This window comes from Arthrobacter oryzae (genome assembly GCF_030718995.1).
Lineage (GTDB): Bacteria > Actinomycetota > Actinomycetes > Actinomycetales > Micrococcaceae > Arthrobacter > Arthrobacter oryzae_C.
The window spans coordinates 1,972,886-1,987,442 of record NZ_CP132204.1 but is presented as its reverse complement, the minus strand read 5'-3'; the positions used below and the strand labels follow the sequence as shown (position 1 = coordinate 1,987,442).

At 67.3% G+C, this 14,557-nt stretch carries 11 protein-coding genes; 6 read left to right on the top strand and 5 right to left on the bottom strand.

The features are described from left to right. Positions 1-64 precede the first annotated feature (64 nt). Genes Q8Z05_RS09195 through Q8Z05_RS09185 form a run of 3 tightly spaced genes read left to right on the top strand, consistent with a single transcriptional unit; the run spans position 65 to position 4,070 of the window. Positions 65-1,411, top strand: coding sequence for an L-fuconate dehydratase (locus Q8Z05_RS09195; RefSeq protein WP_305943156.1), 1,347 nt, complete (start codon positions 65-67; stop codon positions 1,409-1,411). Then, complete coding sequence (locus Q8Z05_RS09190; RefSeq protein WP_305943155.1) at positions 1,408-2,880, top strand: aldehyde dehydrogenase (NADP(+)); 1,473 nt, start codon at positions 1,408-1,410, stop codon at positions 2,878-2,880. The genes Q8Z05_RS09195 and Q8Z05_RS09190 overlap by 4 nt, the downstream gene beginning before the upstream one ends. A gap of 5 nt (positions 2,881-2,885) precedes the next feature. Continuing rightward, positions 2,886-4,070, top strand: coding sequence for a fumarylacetoacetate hydrolase family protein (locus Q8Z05_RS09185; protein ID WP_305943518.1), 1,185 nt, complete (start codon positions 2,886-2,888; stop codon positions 4,068-4,070). Here the strand turns inward: Q8Z05_RS09185 and Q8Z05_RS09180 are convergent. Further along, positions 4,044-5,048, bottom strand: coding sequence for a LacI family DNA-binding transcriptional regulator (locus Q8Z05_RS09180; protein ID WP_305943154.1), 1,005 nt, complete (start codon positions 5,046-5,048; stop codon positions 4,044-4,046). The two genes, Q8Z05_RS09185 and Q8Z05_RS09180, sit on opposite strands and share 27 nt — an antisense overlap. Positions 5,049-5,198: 150 nt before the next feature. Between Q8Z05_RS09180 and Q8Z05_RS09175 the strand changes: the two genes are divergently transcribed. Beyond that, a complete protein-coding gene (locus Q8Z05_RS09175; RefSeq protein WP_305943153.1) occupies positions 5,199-6,191 on the top strand; it encodes a family 43 glycosylhydrolase in 993 nt (330 codons plus the stop codon). 48 nt (positions 6,192-6,239) lie between these two features. Here the strand turns inward: Q8Z05_RS09175 and arfA are convergent, their stop codons facing one another. Beyond that, complete coding sequence (gene arfA, locus Q8Z05_RS09170) at positions 6,240-7,787, bottom strand: arabinosylfuranosidase ArfA (protein WP_305943152.1); 1,548 nt, start codon at positions 7,785-7,787, stop codon at positions 6,240-6,242. A gap of 127 nt (positions 7,788-7,914) precedes the next feature. Between arfA and Q8Z05_RS09165 the strand changes: the two genes are divergently transcribed. Continuing rightward, positions 7,915-9,012: a S1C family serine protease gene (locus tag Q8Z05_RS09165; RefSeq protein ID WP_305943151.1), complete on the top strand. Its 1,098-nt coding sequence runs from the start codon at positions 7,915-7,917 to the stop codon at positions 9,010-9,012. Between the two features lie 21 nt (positions 9,013-9,033). On the opposite strand, the gene araA is transcribed toward Q8Z05_RS09165, so the two are convergent. The 3 genes from araA to araB are packed head-to-tail and all read right to left on the bottom strand — an operon-like array spanning position 9,034 to position 12,990. Then, on the bottom strand, positions 9,034-10,569 hold the full coding sequence (araA, locus tag Q8Z05_RS09160) for an L-arabinose isomerase (RefSeq protein WP_305943150.1): 1,536 nt from the start codon (positions 10,567-10,569) through the stop codon (positions 9,034-9,036). 34 nt (positions 10,570-10,603) lie between these two features. Further along, positions 10,604-11,284 (bottom strand): L-ribulose-5-phosphate 4-epimerase, encoded by a 681-nt coding sequence (locus tag Q8Z05_RS09155; protein WP_305943149.1) that lies wholly within the window; start codon positions 11,282-11,284, stop codon positions 10,604-10,606. Continuing rightward, entirely contained in the window at positions 11,281-12,990 is a 1,710-nt protein-coding gene (gene araB / locus Q8Z05_RS09150) for a ribulokinase (protein WP_305943148.1), read from the bottom strand. Before araB ends, Q8Z05_RS09155 begins: the two co-directional genes overlap by 4 nt. Before the next feature lie 349 nt (positions 12,991-13,339). Here araB and chvE point away from each other — a divergent pair, with 349 nt between their 5' ends. Further along, positions 13,340-14,464, top strand: coding sequence for a multiple monosaccharide ABC transporter substrate-binding protein (gene chvE / locus Q8Z05_RS09145; RefSeq protein ID WP_305943147.1), 1,125 nt, complete (start codon positions 13,340-13,342; stop codon positions 14,462-14,464). Positions 14,465-14,557: the final 93 nt, after the last annotated feature.

Sequence of the window (14,557 nt, the reverse complement as noted above, 5' to 3'; positions counted from 1 at the left end):
TGATTATGGAAATTCATATAGGAAATCATGCACACCCTCCAGTTCAATCCGAGAGAAGAGATCCATGCCTTCCATCACTTCCATCACCACCCAGGACGTCCGCTTTCCCACGTCCCTGGAACTCGATGGGTCCGACGCGGTCAACGTTGACCCCGACTACTCCGCCGCCTATGTCGTCATCCGCACCGATGCTGGCGATGAAGGCCACGGCTTTGTGTTCAGCTGCGGCCGCGGCAGCGAAATCCTCACGGCGGCCATCGACTCCTACGCAGAGCTGCTCCGGGGCCGGGACATCGACGAACTGATCTATGACCTGGGCAACGCGTCGAAGCGCCTCATCCACGACTCGCAGCTCCGCTGGCTCGGCCCGGAAAAGGGCGTCACCCAGATGGCGGCCGGCGCGCTGGTCAGCGCGCTCTGGGACATCCGCGCCCGCCGCGAGAACAAGCCGCTCTGGCTGCTCCTGAGCGAAATGGCCCCGGAAGAGATCGTGGACGTGGTCGACTTCACCCACATCCGCGACGCCCTGAACCCGCAGCAGGCGCTGGACATCCTCCGCGCAGGCCAGGACGGCAGGGCGGCCCGCATCGCAAGCCTCAGGGCGGACGGCTACCCCGCCTACACCACCTCGCCCGGGTGGCTGGGCTACAGCGACGAGAAGCTGGTCCGGCTCAGCAAGGAAGCGGCAGCCGCCGGGTTCTCCATGATCAAGCTCAAGGTGGGCGGCGACATCGCCGACGACCGCCGCCGCATGGCCCTCGCCCGGCAGGCCGTGGGCGACCTGCCCATCGCCATCGATGCCAACCAGCGCTGGGAGGTGTCCGAGGCGATTGAATGGGTCAACCAGCTGGCCGAGTTCGATCCCTACTGGATCGAAGAGCCCACCAGCACCGATGACATCCTGGGACATGCGGACATCCGGAGGGGCGTCGCTCCGGTCCGCGTCGCCACCGGCGAGGCCGTGGCCAGCCGCATTGTGTTCAAGCAGCTGCTTCAGGCCGGCGCCATCGACGTCCTGCAGCTTGATTCCACCCGGGTGGGCGGCGTCAACGAGAACATCGCCAACCTGCTGCTCGCTGCCAAGTTCGGCGTCCCGGTCTGCCCGCACGCCGGCGGCGTTGGCCTCTGCGAGCTGGTCCAGCACTTCTCCTTCTTCGATTACGCCGCCATCACCGGAAGCCAGGACGGCCGCATGATCGAATACGTGGACCACCTCCACGAACACTTCGCCGAACCGGTCCGGATCGTCGGCGGACGCTATGCCGCCCCCGAACTGCCGGGCACAGGGGCCGAAATGCTCAGCGCCTCCCGGACGCGCTGGGAATTCCCCGCCGGCGCGGGGTGGCTTGAAGTGGGTGATCGGGCCGCCGTCACCGGCGCCAGCCTGGCACCAGCGGGAGCCGGCCGATGAACACCACTGCGAGCGAACTGGACGCAGCCGTCGGGGCCGCCCACGCAGCCTTCGAAAAGGCCCGCCTGGCAAGTCCCGCCACACGGGCAGCCTGGCTGGACGCGGTAGCCGCCAGGCTGGAAGGCGACGCCGTGGCCCTTGTGGGCATCGCGGCCAGGGAAACCCACCTCACGGAAGCGCGCCTCCAGGGCGAACTGAAACGCACCGTCTTCCAACTCCGCCTTTTCGCCGAGGAGATCCGCCGCGGCGAGCATTTCGACGCCACGATCGACCATGACGATGCCGCCTGGGGCATGGGGCCCCGGCCTGACCTTCGCCGGTATAACGTTCCGCTCGGCGTCGTCGGGGTCTTCGGGGCGTCCAACTTCCCCTTCGCCTTCAGCGTGATGGGCGGCGATTCCGCGTCGGCCCTGGCTGCCGGCTGCGCCGTCGTCCACAAGGCGCACGACGGCCACCGGGAGCTTGCGGTCCGGACCGCCGAAACGGTGACCGCCGCGCTGGAGGCCGCCGGGGCGCCGTCGGGCCTCTTCGCCCTGGTCACCGGCCGCGAGGCCGCGGAAGCCCTGGTTGACCACCCGCTGGTGAAGGCCATCGGGTTCACGGGTTCGACGGCGGGCGGCCGGGCACTGTTCGACCGTGCGGCCGCGCGGCCGGAGCCGATCCCCTTCTTCGGGGAGCTGGGCGGCATCAATGCCGTTTTCGTCACCGGCAGCGCCTGGTCCGCACGCCGCGAGGAGATCCTGGCCGGCTACGCCGGCTCCTTCACCCTGGGCATGGGGCAGTTCTGCACCAAGCCGGGCGTGCTGTTCGTCCCCGCCGGGCACACCGACGAGGTCCGGGACAGCCTCCGGAAGGCCCTCGAGGACTTCACCCCGGCGCAGCTGCTCAGCGAGCGGCTGCACGAAGGGTTCCGGCACGCAGTTGCCGGACTGCGGGACACGGCGGGCGTCCAGGTGCTGCTCGACGGCGGTTTCGCCGAGACTCCGGCACCCACCGTCCTGCTGACGACCTCCGAAGCGGTCCGCCGGAACCCCGGGATCCTCCGCCAGGAGATGTTCGGGCCCGCCAGCCTGGTGGTGCAGTACGGCGATGACTCCGAACTCGCCGCCCTTGCCGGGCTCCTGGAAGGCCAGCTGACCACCACACTTCAGGCGGAACCGGACGACGACGTCGCCGAGCTTGCCGGCAGGCTCGCGGACATCAGCGGGCGGCTGCTCTGGAACGGCTGGCCCACGGGCGTCACCGTCAGTTACGCCCAGCACCACGGCGGGCCATACCCGGCCACGACGTCGGGCACCACCTCCGTGGGAACGGCCGCCATCCGGCGGTTCCTGCGGCCGGTGGCCTTCCAGTCCTTCCCGGAGCCGCGGCTGCCGGAACCGCTGCAGGATGCGAACCCGTGGAACGTCCCGCAAAGGGTCGACGGCGTCTGGCAGCGGCCTGCCGGCCTGCAGGAGGCTCAGCTGTGACGGGGCTGCCGGCTTCGGTAGCAGCCGTTCTGCCGGAGGAAGCCGAAGAGGCACTGCTCATCGGCCGTCTCTGGGATGTGGAAACCTCGGGTCCCCGGGTGGTGGCAGTGCGGGGCGGGGATGTGTTCGACCTGCAGCACCTCGCCGGCACGGTGTCGGAGCTGCTGGAGCGCGCGGAACCGGCGGCGGACGTCCGTTCGGCCATGACTGCGGCGCGCTGGAAGACCGCGGACGTCGTCGAAGCCTCCCTGGCGCGGGACACGGCGCGTCCGCACCTGCTGGCACCCGTGGACCTCCAGGTCGTCAAGGCCTGCGGAGTGACCTTCGTGGACAGCATGATCGAGCGCGTCATCGAGGAACGCTGCGGCGGAGACGCCGGCAGGGCCACCGAGATGCGTGAACTTGTGGGCAGGGCGCTCGGCGGCAGCATCGGCGACGTACGGCCGGGCTCCCCCGAGGCTGCCGAGGCCAAGCGGGTGCTGATCGCCGAAGGGCTGTGGTCGCAGTACCTGGAGGTGGGCATCGGCCCCGACCCCGAGGTCTTCACCAAGGCGCCCGTGCTGTCCTCCGTCGGCCTGGGCGCCGGCGTCGGGATTCCTGCGTTTTCCTCGTGGAACAACCCGGAGCCGGAGCTCGTGCTCATCGCCACGTCCGCGGGCCGGATTGTGGGTGCGACGCTCGGCAACGACGTGAACCTCCGCGACGTTGAGGGACGGAGTGCGCTGCTGCTGGGCAAAGCCAAGGACAACAACGCCTCGAGCGCGCTCGGGCCGCTGATCCGGCTGTTCGACGGCCGGTTCACCCTGGACACCCTGCGGCAGGAAGAAATCCTGCTCCGGGTGGAGGGCCCGGACGGTTTTCAGCTGGAAGGACGGAACACCGTGGCCAGGATCAGCCGCCCGTTCGAGGAGCTGGTGGCCGCGACATTCGGCAGGCACCACCAGTACCCAGACGGGTTTGCGCTGTATACCGGCACGCTGTTCGCTCCCACACAGGACCGGGACGAACCGGGCCAGGGGTTCACCCACAAGATGGGGGACGTGGTGACCATCCGCAGCCGCCACCTCGGTGCCCTGGTCAATACCGTGGGTGCCGCCGAAGAGCTGCCGCCCTGGCACTTCGGCCTGCGTGAGCTCTTCGGTTACCTCGCAGTGCAGGAGGACTTAGGGAGCCGAATCCCGCACTTTTAGCTCGAAAGCCGCCTCGACATGGAGGCCCTCGGCGGCTGTCTCCGCACCTTCGATCCGGTCGATGAGCAGGTTGACGGACCGCTCGGCGATTTCCTCCATGCCGGGAGACACCGTGGTGAGGGACGGCGACGCGAAACGGGCTTCGTCGATGTCATCGAAGCCTGCCACTGCGACGTCGTCCGGCACCTTAATGCCGCGGACCAGGAGTTCATGCATGGCGCCAAGGGCTATCGCGTCGTTCAGGCCGAAGACGGCGTCGAACCGGATTCCGCTGTCCAGCAGGCCGACGACGCCGGCCGCCCCGCCGTCACGGCGCCAGTCGCACTCCACCACCAGGGCGGGATCAAACGCCACTCCGGCAGCGTCCAGCGCCTCGCGGTAGCCGTTCAGGCGCAGACCGGGACTGTCCGCCGTGTCGCCGGCCGCCGCGCCCAGGACGGCGATGCGGCGGCGGCCGCCCGCGAGGAGGTGGGCGGTGATTGCCGCAGCCGCCTCGGCATTCTTCATGGTCACCAGGTCGAACCGCGGATCCGCGATGTGCTCCCCCAGCATCACCACCGGCTTGGCGCCCCGGTGCGCGGCGATGGTTCCGGCGTCGAGGGCCAGCGGGGTGAACAGCAGGCCGTCCGTCAACTGGCGGAACGGGCCCTGGAGCGCACTCAGCTCATGCGGAACCGTGGCTCCGGACTGCTCCACCAGGACGCGGTAGCCGCGGCTGCCCGCCACCGTCATCAACCGGGATGCGAGCTCCGCGTAGTACGGAATGGAGAGATCGGACAGCACGAGCCCCAGCATGCGGGTCTTGCCGGAGCGCAGGCTGCGGGCCGTCAGGTTGGCTTCGTACCCGAGTTCCGCAATGGCATCCAGCACTTTCTGCTTGGTGGCAGGCCTGATGAATTCGTAGTCGTTGAGCACATTCGACACCGTCTTCAACGAGACGCCGGCGGCGCGCGCAACGTCGTTCATGGTCACAGCCACAGGTGATTCCCTTCCCCGGCAACACTTTCAGCTACATCGTTGCAGACCCGTCCCGCTTTTGCCCTGTCCACCGGATATACAACGTTATAGGCTAGCTGCGACTGCCGCATCCGCGCCGGCCTGGGGCCGGCATTTCACAAAGGAACCGCCATGCCGCTGCCCCCGTCCCCCCTCTTCCGCTGCCCGGTGTTCGACGGCGCCGCTGATCCCACGGTGATCCACCGCCGCGGCACCTCCGAATGGTGGATGTTCTACACGGCCCGCCGCGCCACCCTCACCACAGGCGGCGTGGACTGGATCACGGGGACCAGGATCGGCGTCGCCGTCTCCGCGGACGCCGGCTCAACCTGGCAGTACCGCGGCGTGGTGGAGGGGCTCGATCCGGAAGACTCCCCCGCACTGAACACGCACTGGGCCCCGGAGGTGGTGTGGCACAACGGGAAATATCACATGTTCCTGACCTGGGGCGCGGGCGCTCCGGGCACCTGGGCGGAGCAGACCCGGCGCCGGCTGGTGCACTTCACCAGCACCGACCTGGAGCATTGGACCTTCGAAGACCGGGTGGACGTCGGCTCGGAAAACGTCATCGACGCTGCCTTCGCCATCGTGGCGGACGGGCGCCCGCGCCTCTGGTTCAAGGACGAGGTGGACGGCTCCACCACATGGTCGGCAGCCTGGGAGGAAACGAACGACGGCGGCCGCTGGCGGGCCGAGGGCCAAGTCATCGGGCTGCCCGCCCACGAGGGCCCCAACGTGTTCCGCCTGGGCGGCTGGTACTGGATGGTGGTGGACGAATGGCGCGGCCAGGCCGTGCACCGCTCGGCAGACGGTTTGGCATGGACCCGGCAGGAGGCAAACAACGGCCTCATCCTGGACTCCCCCGGCACCGGGGCGGACGACGCCACCTACGGGCGGCATGCTGATGTGGTCACCCAGGGTGACCACGCCTACATCTTCTATTTCACGCACCCCGAGTGGCAGGACACGGAAATGGCGAACGGCATGGCGGATCCGGCCCAGGCGGCCCGTGAACAGCGCACCAGCATCCACGCCGCCCGGCTGCACGTGGAAGGGGACGTCCTGGTCTGCACACGCGACCTGGACGCCCCCGTTCACCTGGACCCCTCACTGCTTGAGGGCTAGCTGCTGGAGGGCTGGCTGCTGGAGGGCTGGCTCCGGCTGGATTCCGGCCTAGCCGCCGGCGCCGTCAACAGCCAGGCGGATCATGCTCCAGGACACCGCAGGGAGCTCGGCGGCGAGCCGGCCGCCGTCGAGCTTTACACTCACATTTTCGCCGGGCAGCACCGAAGTGGAATCGTCCGCCGTCGCCTGCCAGTACGGGTCCTTGTTGGCGTAAGTGACCGCCTCGACAACCTTCACACGTCCCAGCCCGCCGACGGCGGCATCCAGTGTGAGCGAGTCCGTCGCCGAGCGGTTCACGGCAAACACCACCGCCTCGCCGGAGTCCGGATCGAACGTGGTGACGGCGGACAGTGCCGCGAAGTCCGCCGTCTTTCCGCCGCTGAGCAGCGGGGAGTCCACAGCGAGCTGCAGCACCGTGCCCTTGGCGTGCTCCGATGTCAGGGCGAACGGGTGGAACGTGGTCTGCTTCCAGGCGCGGCCGCCGGGCTCGGTCATGATCGGGGCAATGACGTTGACCAGCTGCGCCAGGCTGGCAGAGTGGACGCGGTCGGTGTTGCGGAGCAGCGTGATCAGCAGGTCGCCCACCACCACGGCGTCCGCAACGGTGTAGCGGTCCTCGAGCAGCACCGGGGCCACGGGCCAGTCCTTGCCGGCGGGTGCCTTGGATTCGTCGCGGCTCATGTGCCAGACGTTCCACTCGTCGAAGGAGATGTTGACCTGCTTGGCGGACTTTTTGACCGACTTCACATGGTCGATGTGGGCCACGATGTCCTTGATGAACGCCTCCATCCTGTGACCCGAGGAGAGGTGTTCCTGCAGGTCGCCGAAGTCCTCGAAGTATTGGTGGGCCGAGATCAGGTCAACGAGGTCATAGGTCTCGGTGAGGACCACGCGCTCCCACTCGCCGAACGTGTCCATGGTGGGGGCGGAACTGCCGCAGGCCACCAGTTCCAGGTCCGGCTCCACCATCCGCATGGCCCGGGCGGTATCGGCGGCGAGCCTGCCGTATTCCGTGGCGTTCTTGTGGCCGATCTGCCAGAAACCGTCCATCTCGTTGCCCAGGCACCACATCTTGATGCCGTAGCCGTTTTCGGCCCCGTTGGACCGGCGCTGGTCGGAGAAGGCCGTGCCGCCGTCGATGTTGCAGTACTCCAGCAGGTCGAGTGCTTCCTGGGTCCCGCGGGTGCCCAGGTTCACGGCCATCATGGGTTCGACGCCGGCCTTGACGGACCACTTGGCGAACTCGTCCACGCCCACATGGTTCGGGTCCGTGGAATGCCAGGCGAGGTCCAGGCGCGCGGGCCGCTGCTCCACCGGGCCAACGCCGTCCTCCCAGCGGTAGCCGGAGACGAAGTTGCCGCCCGGATAGCGCACCGTGGACACGCCGAGTTCGCGGGTGAGTTCCAGGACGTCGGTCCGGAAGCCGTCCTCGTCAGCCTTGGGATGGCCCGGCTCGAAGATGCCGGTGTAGACGCAGCGGCCAAGGTGCTCCACGAACGCGCCGAAGGTGCGGCGGCGGACGGGGCCCACGGCGAAGGCGGGGTCCAAAGTGATTTTGGCAGTTATTTTGCCTGCGGCAGGTTCGGTGGTTCCCACGTAAACATCCTCGTTTTCTCGTTCTTTACAACGTTATAGAAATCTATTGTTGAGGGTGAAGCCGCTGCCGTCAAGGGACGGCCGCGGACACGCCGGCCCTGTCGACCGATCAACGAAAGGCAGCCTGATGAAAAACCGGAAGGTGGGAACGCGCGGTGCGGCGCAACAGGCCCTCGCACTGGCAGCGGTTCTCGGTCTGGCCCTGTCAGGCTGCACATCGAGTCCGCCGCCGGGACCGCGCCCCACTTCCGAGGCCAGCACCCCGGCGCAGCCCGCGCAGCTGACCGCCCAGCCGGGCACTCAACCCGGCACACCACAGTTGTCCGCGGACATTCCGTCCATCGTGGAGAACGTCCAGCCGTCCGTTGTCACCATCCTGACCGACGGCGGCGTGGGCAGCGGAGTGGTCTTCGCCGCAGAGGGACTGATCCTCACCAATGAGCATGTGGTGCGGGGCAGCACCGACGTGGAGGTCGCGTTTGCCGACGGCCAGCGCGTCGCCGGCACCGTCAGGGCAACGGACCCCATTTCGGACCTGGCCCTCGTGGAGACCAGGCGCACCGGGCTTCCCGCCGCGAAGTTCCAGTCCGACCTTCCCCGGGTGGGAGAACTGGCGGTCGTGATCGGCTCGCCCCTGGGTTTCGAAAACACCGCAACCGCGGGCATCATCTCCGGGCTGCACCGGGAGATTCCGGGCTCGGCAGCCAGCAGCCAGTCCCTGGTGGACCTGATCCAGACCGATGCCGCCATCAGCCCAGGGAACTCAGGCGGCGCCGTCGTCAATTCCCGGGGTGAGGTGATCGGCATCAGCGAGGCGTACATCCCGCCGCAGTCCGGCGCCGTGGCGCTGGGCTTCGCCATCCCCGCCGCAACAGCAGTCCGGGTGGCCGAACAGCTGCGCGAGGACGGCACAGCGGACCATGCCTTCATCGGCCTGCGTCCGGGTGAGATCACCTCGCAGATCGCCGAACAGCTCGGACTCCAGGACACCCGCGGCGCCCTGGTGCTGTCGGTGGTCGACGGCGGGCCCGCCGACCGCGCCGGCATCCGGCCCGGGGACGTGCTGACCGCGCTGGACGGCAAGGAGATCGCCTCGCCCGAGGACCTGCTGGCGGAGCTCCGCGGCAAGAGTCCGGACCAGGCGGTGAACGTCGGCTACCGCAGGGGAACGGAATCGAAGGAAGCCAAAGTCACGCTGGCTGCCCGCCCCGCCGCGGAGGGCTGAGCGGGCAGCGAGCGGCAGCCCCTACAGCCCGCCGGCCAGCTTGTAGTAGGCGGCGTTCCAGTTCAGTTCCTTCTTGAACTGTTTGATGGTGGTGCCTTCGTCGATGGTGAGGAGTTCGGTCTGCGCAATCTCGGCGAAGTCCTCGAACACGTCCATGCCCACGGCAGTGGACAGCACCGTGTGGTGCGCTGCGCCGGCGGTCAGCCAGGCCGCGGCGGAGGTGGCGAAGTCCGGCTTGGGAGACCACAGGGCCCGGGCCACCGGCAGGTTGGGCAGCGGCTCGTCCAGGTCCACCACCTCCACGGCGTTCGCCACGAGCCGGAAGCGGTCGCGCATGTCGGAGAGCGCCACCACGACGCCGGGGCCGGCGTCGGTGTCGAACACCATCCGGACCGGGTCCTCCTTGCCGCCGATGCCCAGCGGGTGGATCTCCACGCGCGGCTTCGTGGCCGTCAGCGACGGGCAGACCTCCAGCATGTGCGCGCCCAGGATTTTCTCCTGTCCCGGAGCGAGGTGGTAGGTGTAATCCTCCATCAGCGAGGCACCGCCGGGCAGGCCGGCGCCCATCACCTTCGCGGCGCGGACCAGGATGGCTGTCTTCCAGTCACCTTCGGCACCGAAGCCGTAGCCGTCTGCCATCAGCCGCTGCACCGCCATGCCGGGCAGCTGCCGCAGCCCGCCCAGGTCCTCGAACGAGGTGGTGAACGCGGCCGAGCCGTTGGCCTCAAGGAAGCTGCGCAGGCCCAATTCGATCCTGGCGCTGTAGCGCAGCGATTCGTGCCGCGCTCCCTCCGCCTTCAGCTCCGGCACCACGTCGTAAAGGCGCTCGTACTCCGCCACGAGGGCGTCGACGTCGGACTCCGCGGCGCCGTGCACGGCGTCGGCGAGCTCGTTCACGGACCAGGTGTTCACCGAGACGCCGAAGCGCAGCTCGGCCTCGGTCTTGTCACCTTCGGTGACGGCCACGTTGCGCATGTTGTCGCCGAAGCGGGTCAGCTTGAGCGTCCGGACGGCGGCCCAGCCGGCCGACGCGCGCTGCCACGAGCCCACCTGCCGGGAAACCTCCGGGTTGGACACGTGGCCCACCACGGTTTTGCGGGGAATGCCCAGGCGGGACTGGATGTAGCCGAATTCCCGGTCGCCGTGCGCGGCCTGGTTGAGGTTCATGAAGTCGAAGTCGATGTCTGCCCACGGCAGCTCCACATTGGCCTGGGTGTGCAGGTGCAGCAGCGGTTTCCGGAGCAGGTCCAGGCCCTGGATCCACATCTTGGCCGGGCTGAAGGTGTGCATCCAGGCCGTCACACCGATCACGGAGTCGTCGGCGTTGGCTTCCAGCGCGGTGCGGCGGATGGCGTCCGAATCGGTAAGGACCGGCTTCCAGACCACCTTGACCGGGACGTCGGTGGATCCGTTCAGTGCGGCGGCAATCTCCTGCGACTGCGCTGCGACCTGTTTGAGGACGTCCTCGCCGTACAGGTGCTGGCTGCCGGTGAGGAACCAGACCTCATAGTGGCCGAGCGAGGTTCTGTTGGCGGACGTGTTGCTGCTGTTGCTCATAAGGGTTCTCCTGAAGAAGGTACGGGTTGCCGCGTTACTGGCCGTAGACGTTCTGGTAGCGGGCGTAAAGGGATTCGATGCTGGCCTGGTCGATGGGCAGCGGCTCGCCGAGCTGGCGGGAGATATGCACGGTCCGCGCCACTTCCTCGCACATGACGGCGGCCTTCACGGCCGAGCGGGCGTCCTTGCCGATGGTGAACGGACCGTGGTTCTGCATGAGGACCGCCGGTGAGGTGGAATTCCGGAGCGTTTCCACGATGCCCTGGCCGATCGAGTCGTCGCCGATCAGTGCGAACGGGCCGACGGGAATGCTGCCGCCGAATTCGTCGCTCATCATGGTCAGCACGCACGGGATCGCCTCACCGCGGGCCGCCCACGCCGTGGCGTAGGTGGAATGGGTGTGCACCACCCCGCCCACTTCCGGCATATGCCTGTAGACGTATGCGTGCGCGGCAGTGTCCGACGACGGCGAGAACGGCGGATTGCCCCACTCCCCGTCGGCGGGGCTGCCATGGAGGTCGGTGACAACCATGCTCTCAGGCGTGAGGTCCGCATAGGAGATTCCGGACGGTTTGATGACCATCAGGTCGTGGCCGGGAACACGGGCGGACACGTTGCCGGCAGTCCACACCACCAGTTCATACCGGGTGAGTTCCGCGTGCAGTTCACAGACCTCACGGCGGACCCGGGCGATGCGTTCCAGAAGGTTGCTCATGCGGACACCTCCGCCAACGACGGCCTGGCCGCGCGCTGGATGGCCTTGAGCCGGTGCATCACGCTGTTGGTGCCACGGCCAAAGTAATCGTGCAGCGTTCGGTATTCCTTGAAGAGATCCTCGTAGGCGGCAACGTTTTCCGGAATGGGAATATAAACGCCGCCGGGCTCTGACCCCATGGCAGCGGCAGCGGCCCGGATATCCGAGTACGCTCCTGCGGCGACGGCGGCATGGATGGCGGAGCCAAGCGCCGGTCCCTGGGCGGAGCCGATGGTGGACAACTGCAGCCCGGTGACATCCGCGTAGATCTGCATGAGCAGCTTGTTCTTCAGCAGGCCGCCGGCCACGATGAACTCCTTGACCGGAACCCCCGAGTCGCGGAAGGCGTCCACGATGGTGCGCGTGCCGAAGGCCGTGGCTTCCAACAGTGCACGGTAGGTGTCTTCGGGCCTGGTGGCCAGGGTCTGCCCCACCACCACGCCCGACAGCTCGTGGTCCACCAGCACCGAGCGGTTGCCTGAGTGCCAGTCCAGTGCGATGAGCCCGTGCTCGCCAATGGCCTGCTTCGATGCCAGTTCGGTGAGGTATTCATGGATGCCCAGGCCCGCCGCCGCTGCTGCCTTGTGGTATTCGGGCGGGACCCCGTACGTGGTGTACCAGCCGAAGATGTCACCCACCCCGCTCTGGCCGGCCTCATATCCCCACAGCCCGTCAACGATTCCCCCGTCCACCACGCCGCACATGCCCGGGACTTCACGCAGCTCGGCGCCGTTCATGACGTGGCAGGTGGAGGTGCCCATGATGGCCACCAGCTGCCCGGGCTCCACGGCCTTCGCGGCCGGTGCGGTGACATGGGCGTCAACGTTGCCCACTGCGACGGCAATGCCTTCCGGCAGGCCCGTCCAGGCTGCCGCCTCGGCCGTCAGGTAGCCGGCCGCATCGCCGAGTCGTCCGATAGTGTGCGCCAGCTTGGCGCTGACAAAATTCTTGAACTCCGGGTTCAGGGCGGCCAGGAAGTCCTCGGACGGGTACTTTCCGTCCTGGCAGATGCCTTTGTACCCGGCAGTGCAGGCGTTGCGGACGTAGTTGCCGCACAGCTGCCAGACGATCCAGTCGGCCGCTTCCACCCAGTGGTCCATAACGGCGTAGGCATCCGGGTCTTCCTCCAGCAGTTGGAGTCCCTTGGCGAACTCCCATTCAGAGGAGATCAGCCCGCCGTACCGCGGCAACCAGCTTTCGCCGCGCTCCGCGGCCAGCTCGTTGATACGGTCCGCCTGCGGCTGGGCGGCATGGTGGCGCCACAGCTTCACGTAGGCGTGCGGGCGGTTGGCGAAACCGGGAACCTCATTCAAGGGTGTGCCGTCGGCCTTGACCGGGACCATGGTGCAGGCCGTGAAGTCGGTGGCGATGCCCACCACGGCTGCGGGGTCGATCCCCGCTTCCGCAATCGCGGCCGGAACAGCGTAACGCAGCACATCGCGGTAGTCGTTGGGCACCTGCAGCGCCCATTCCCCGGGAAGCCGCGCGGCGCCGTCGCCCGCCAGTCCCGCCGGAAGGGATTCAGTGACCACTGCGTGCGGGTATTCGAACACGCCGCTGCCCAGCTCCTTGCCGTCCCGGACGCGGACCACCACGGCCCGCCCGGACAGCGTGCCGTAGTCCACGCCAATAACGTAGTTTTCTTTGCCGTCTGCTGTGACGTCCATGAAGTCCTCCAGTAACCAGCCCGCAACTGCGCGGGCTGAATCAATTGTGAGCGCTAACAAGTGCGGCGTCAAGCGTGCCTCCGCGACTGCGGGGGAAATGGTGGACGCCCATCGCGCCCTCGCCGCGGTAATCAGATTGTGATTTGCTTCACAGGAAATTGGGGCCTAACCTTAGGTAAGTTGTTAGCGCTAACAGAGCTGTTTGGCGTGAACATTGGTCACAATGAAGTCGGCCTGCGCCCTGCGGTTGGGCGAGGGGACTGAGGTGGCTGACATTATGGCGAGGAGCATTTCGCTTTCCGCTTCAGAAACCAGTTCGCGGCGCATCCGCGCCGTGGAAGGAGAAACCGTGAGAATCAAGAAACTCCTGGGCGTCGTTGCAGTCGCCCTTGCCCTGACCGTCGGGGCCACCGGCTGCGGCTCCCGGCCGGGCAGCGCGACTGCCACCGGCAGTGCGGATGCAGCGGGCTCATTGGTGGGAATCTCCATGCCCACGCAGACGTCCGAACGGTGGATTGCCGACGGCGGGAACGTGGAGAAGTCCCTGAAGGATCTCGGGTACAAGACCGACCTGCAGTTCGCCAATGATGACATCCCCACCCAGGTGTCCCAGATTGAAAACATGCTGACCAAGGGCGCCAAGGCCCTGATCATCGCCGCCATTGACGGCACCACGCTCACGGACGTCCTGGCAAAAGCCAAGGAGCAGAACGTCAAGGTCATCGCCTACGACCGCCTCATCAATGGAACCCCGAATGTGGACTACTACACGACGTTCGACAACTACACCGTGGGCGTCCAGCAGGCCACCTCGCTGCTGACCGGGCTGGGCCTGCTCGACGCAGCCGGCAAGAAGGTGGACGGCAAGGGCCCGTTCAATGTCGAACTGTTCGCGGGAAGCCCCGACGACAACAACGCCAACTTCTTCTGGACCGGGGCAATGGACACCCTGAAGCCGTTTTTGGATGCCGGCACCCTGAAGGTGCCCAGCGGTCAGACCAAGTTCGAGCAGGCGGCAATCCTTCGCTGGCAGGCACCGGTTGCCCAGAAGCGGATGGAAGACATCCTCACCGCCGCTTACAGCTCCGGCACCAAGCTCGACGGCGTCCTGTCACCGTACGACGGCCTCTCCATCGGCATCATCTCCGCACTGACCAGCACCGGCGGGTACTCCAAGGGCAGCCTGCCGATCGTTACCGGACAGGACGCTGAAAAGGGTTCGGTGAAGTCCATCATTGCCGGCGAGCAGTACTCCACCATCTTCAAGGACACCCGCAAGCTCGGCGCGCAGGCCGTGAAGATGGTCGACGCTGTCCTCAAGGGCCAGGAGCCGGAAACGAACGACACCAAGACCTACGACAACAAGGTGAAGGTGGTTCCGGCCTACCTCCTGGAGTCCGTCATCATCACGAAAGACAACTACAAGCAGGAGCTGATCGACTCCGGCTACTACACCGACGCCGACGTCAAATAAGCACCGTGAGGGGTGCGGCCGGGCCTGCCGCCCGGCCGCACCTTCCAGGGGCCCTGCACACGCAGGCGCCCGGCTCCAACCAGTCAGCGGGAA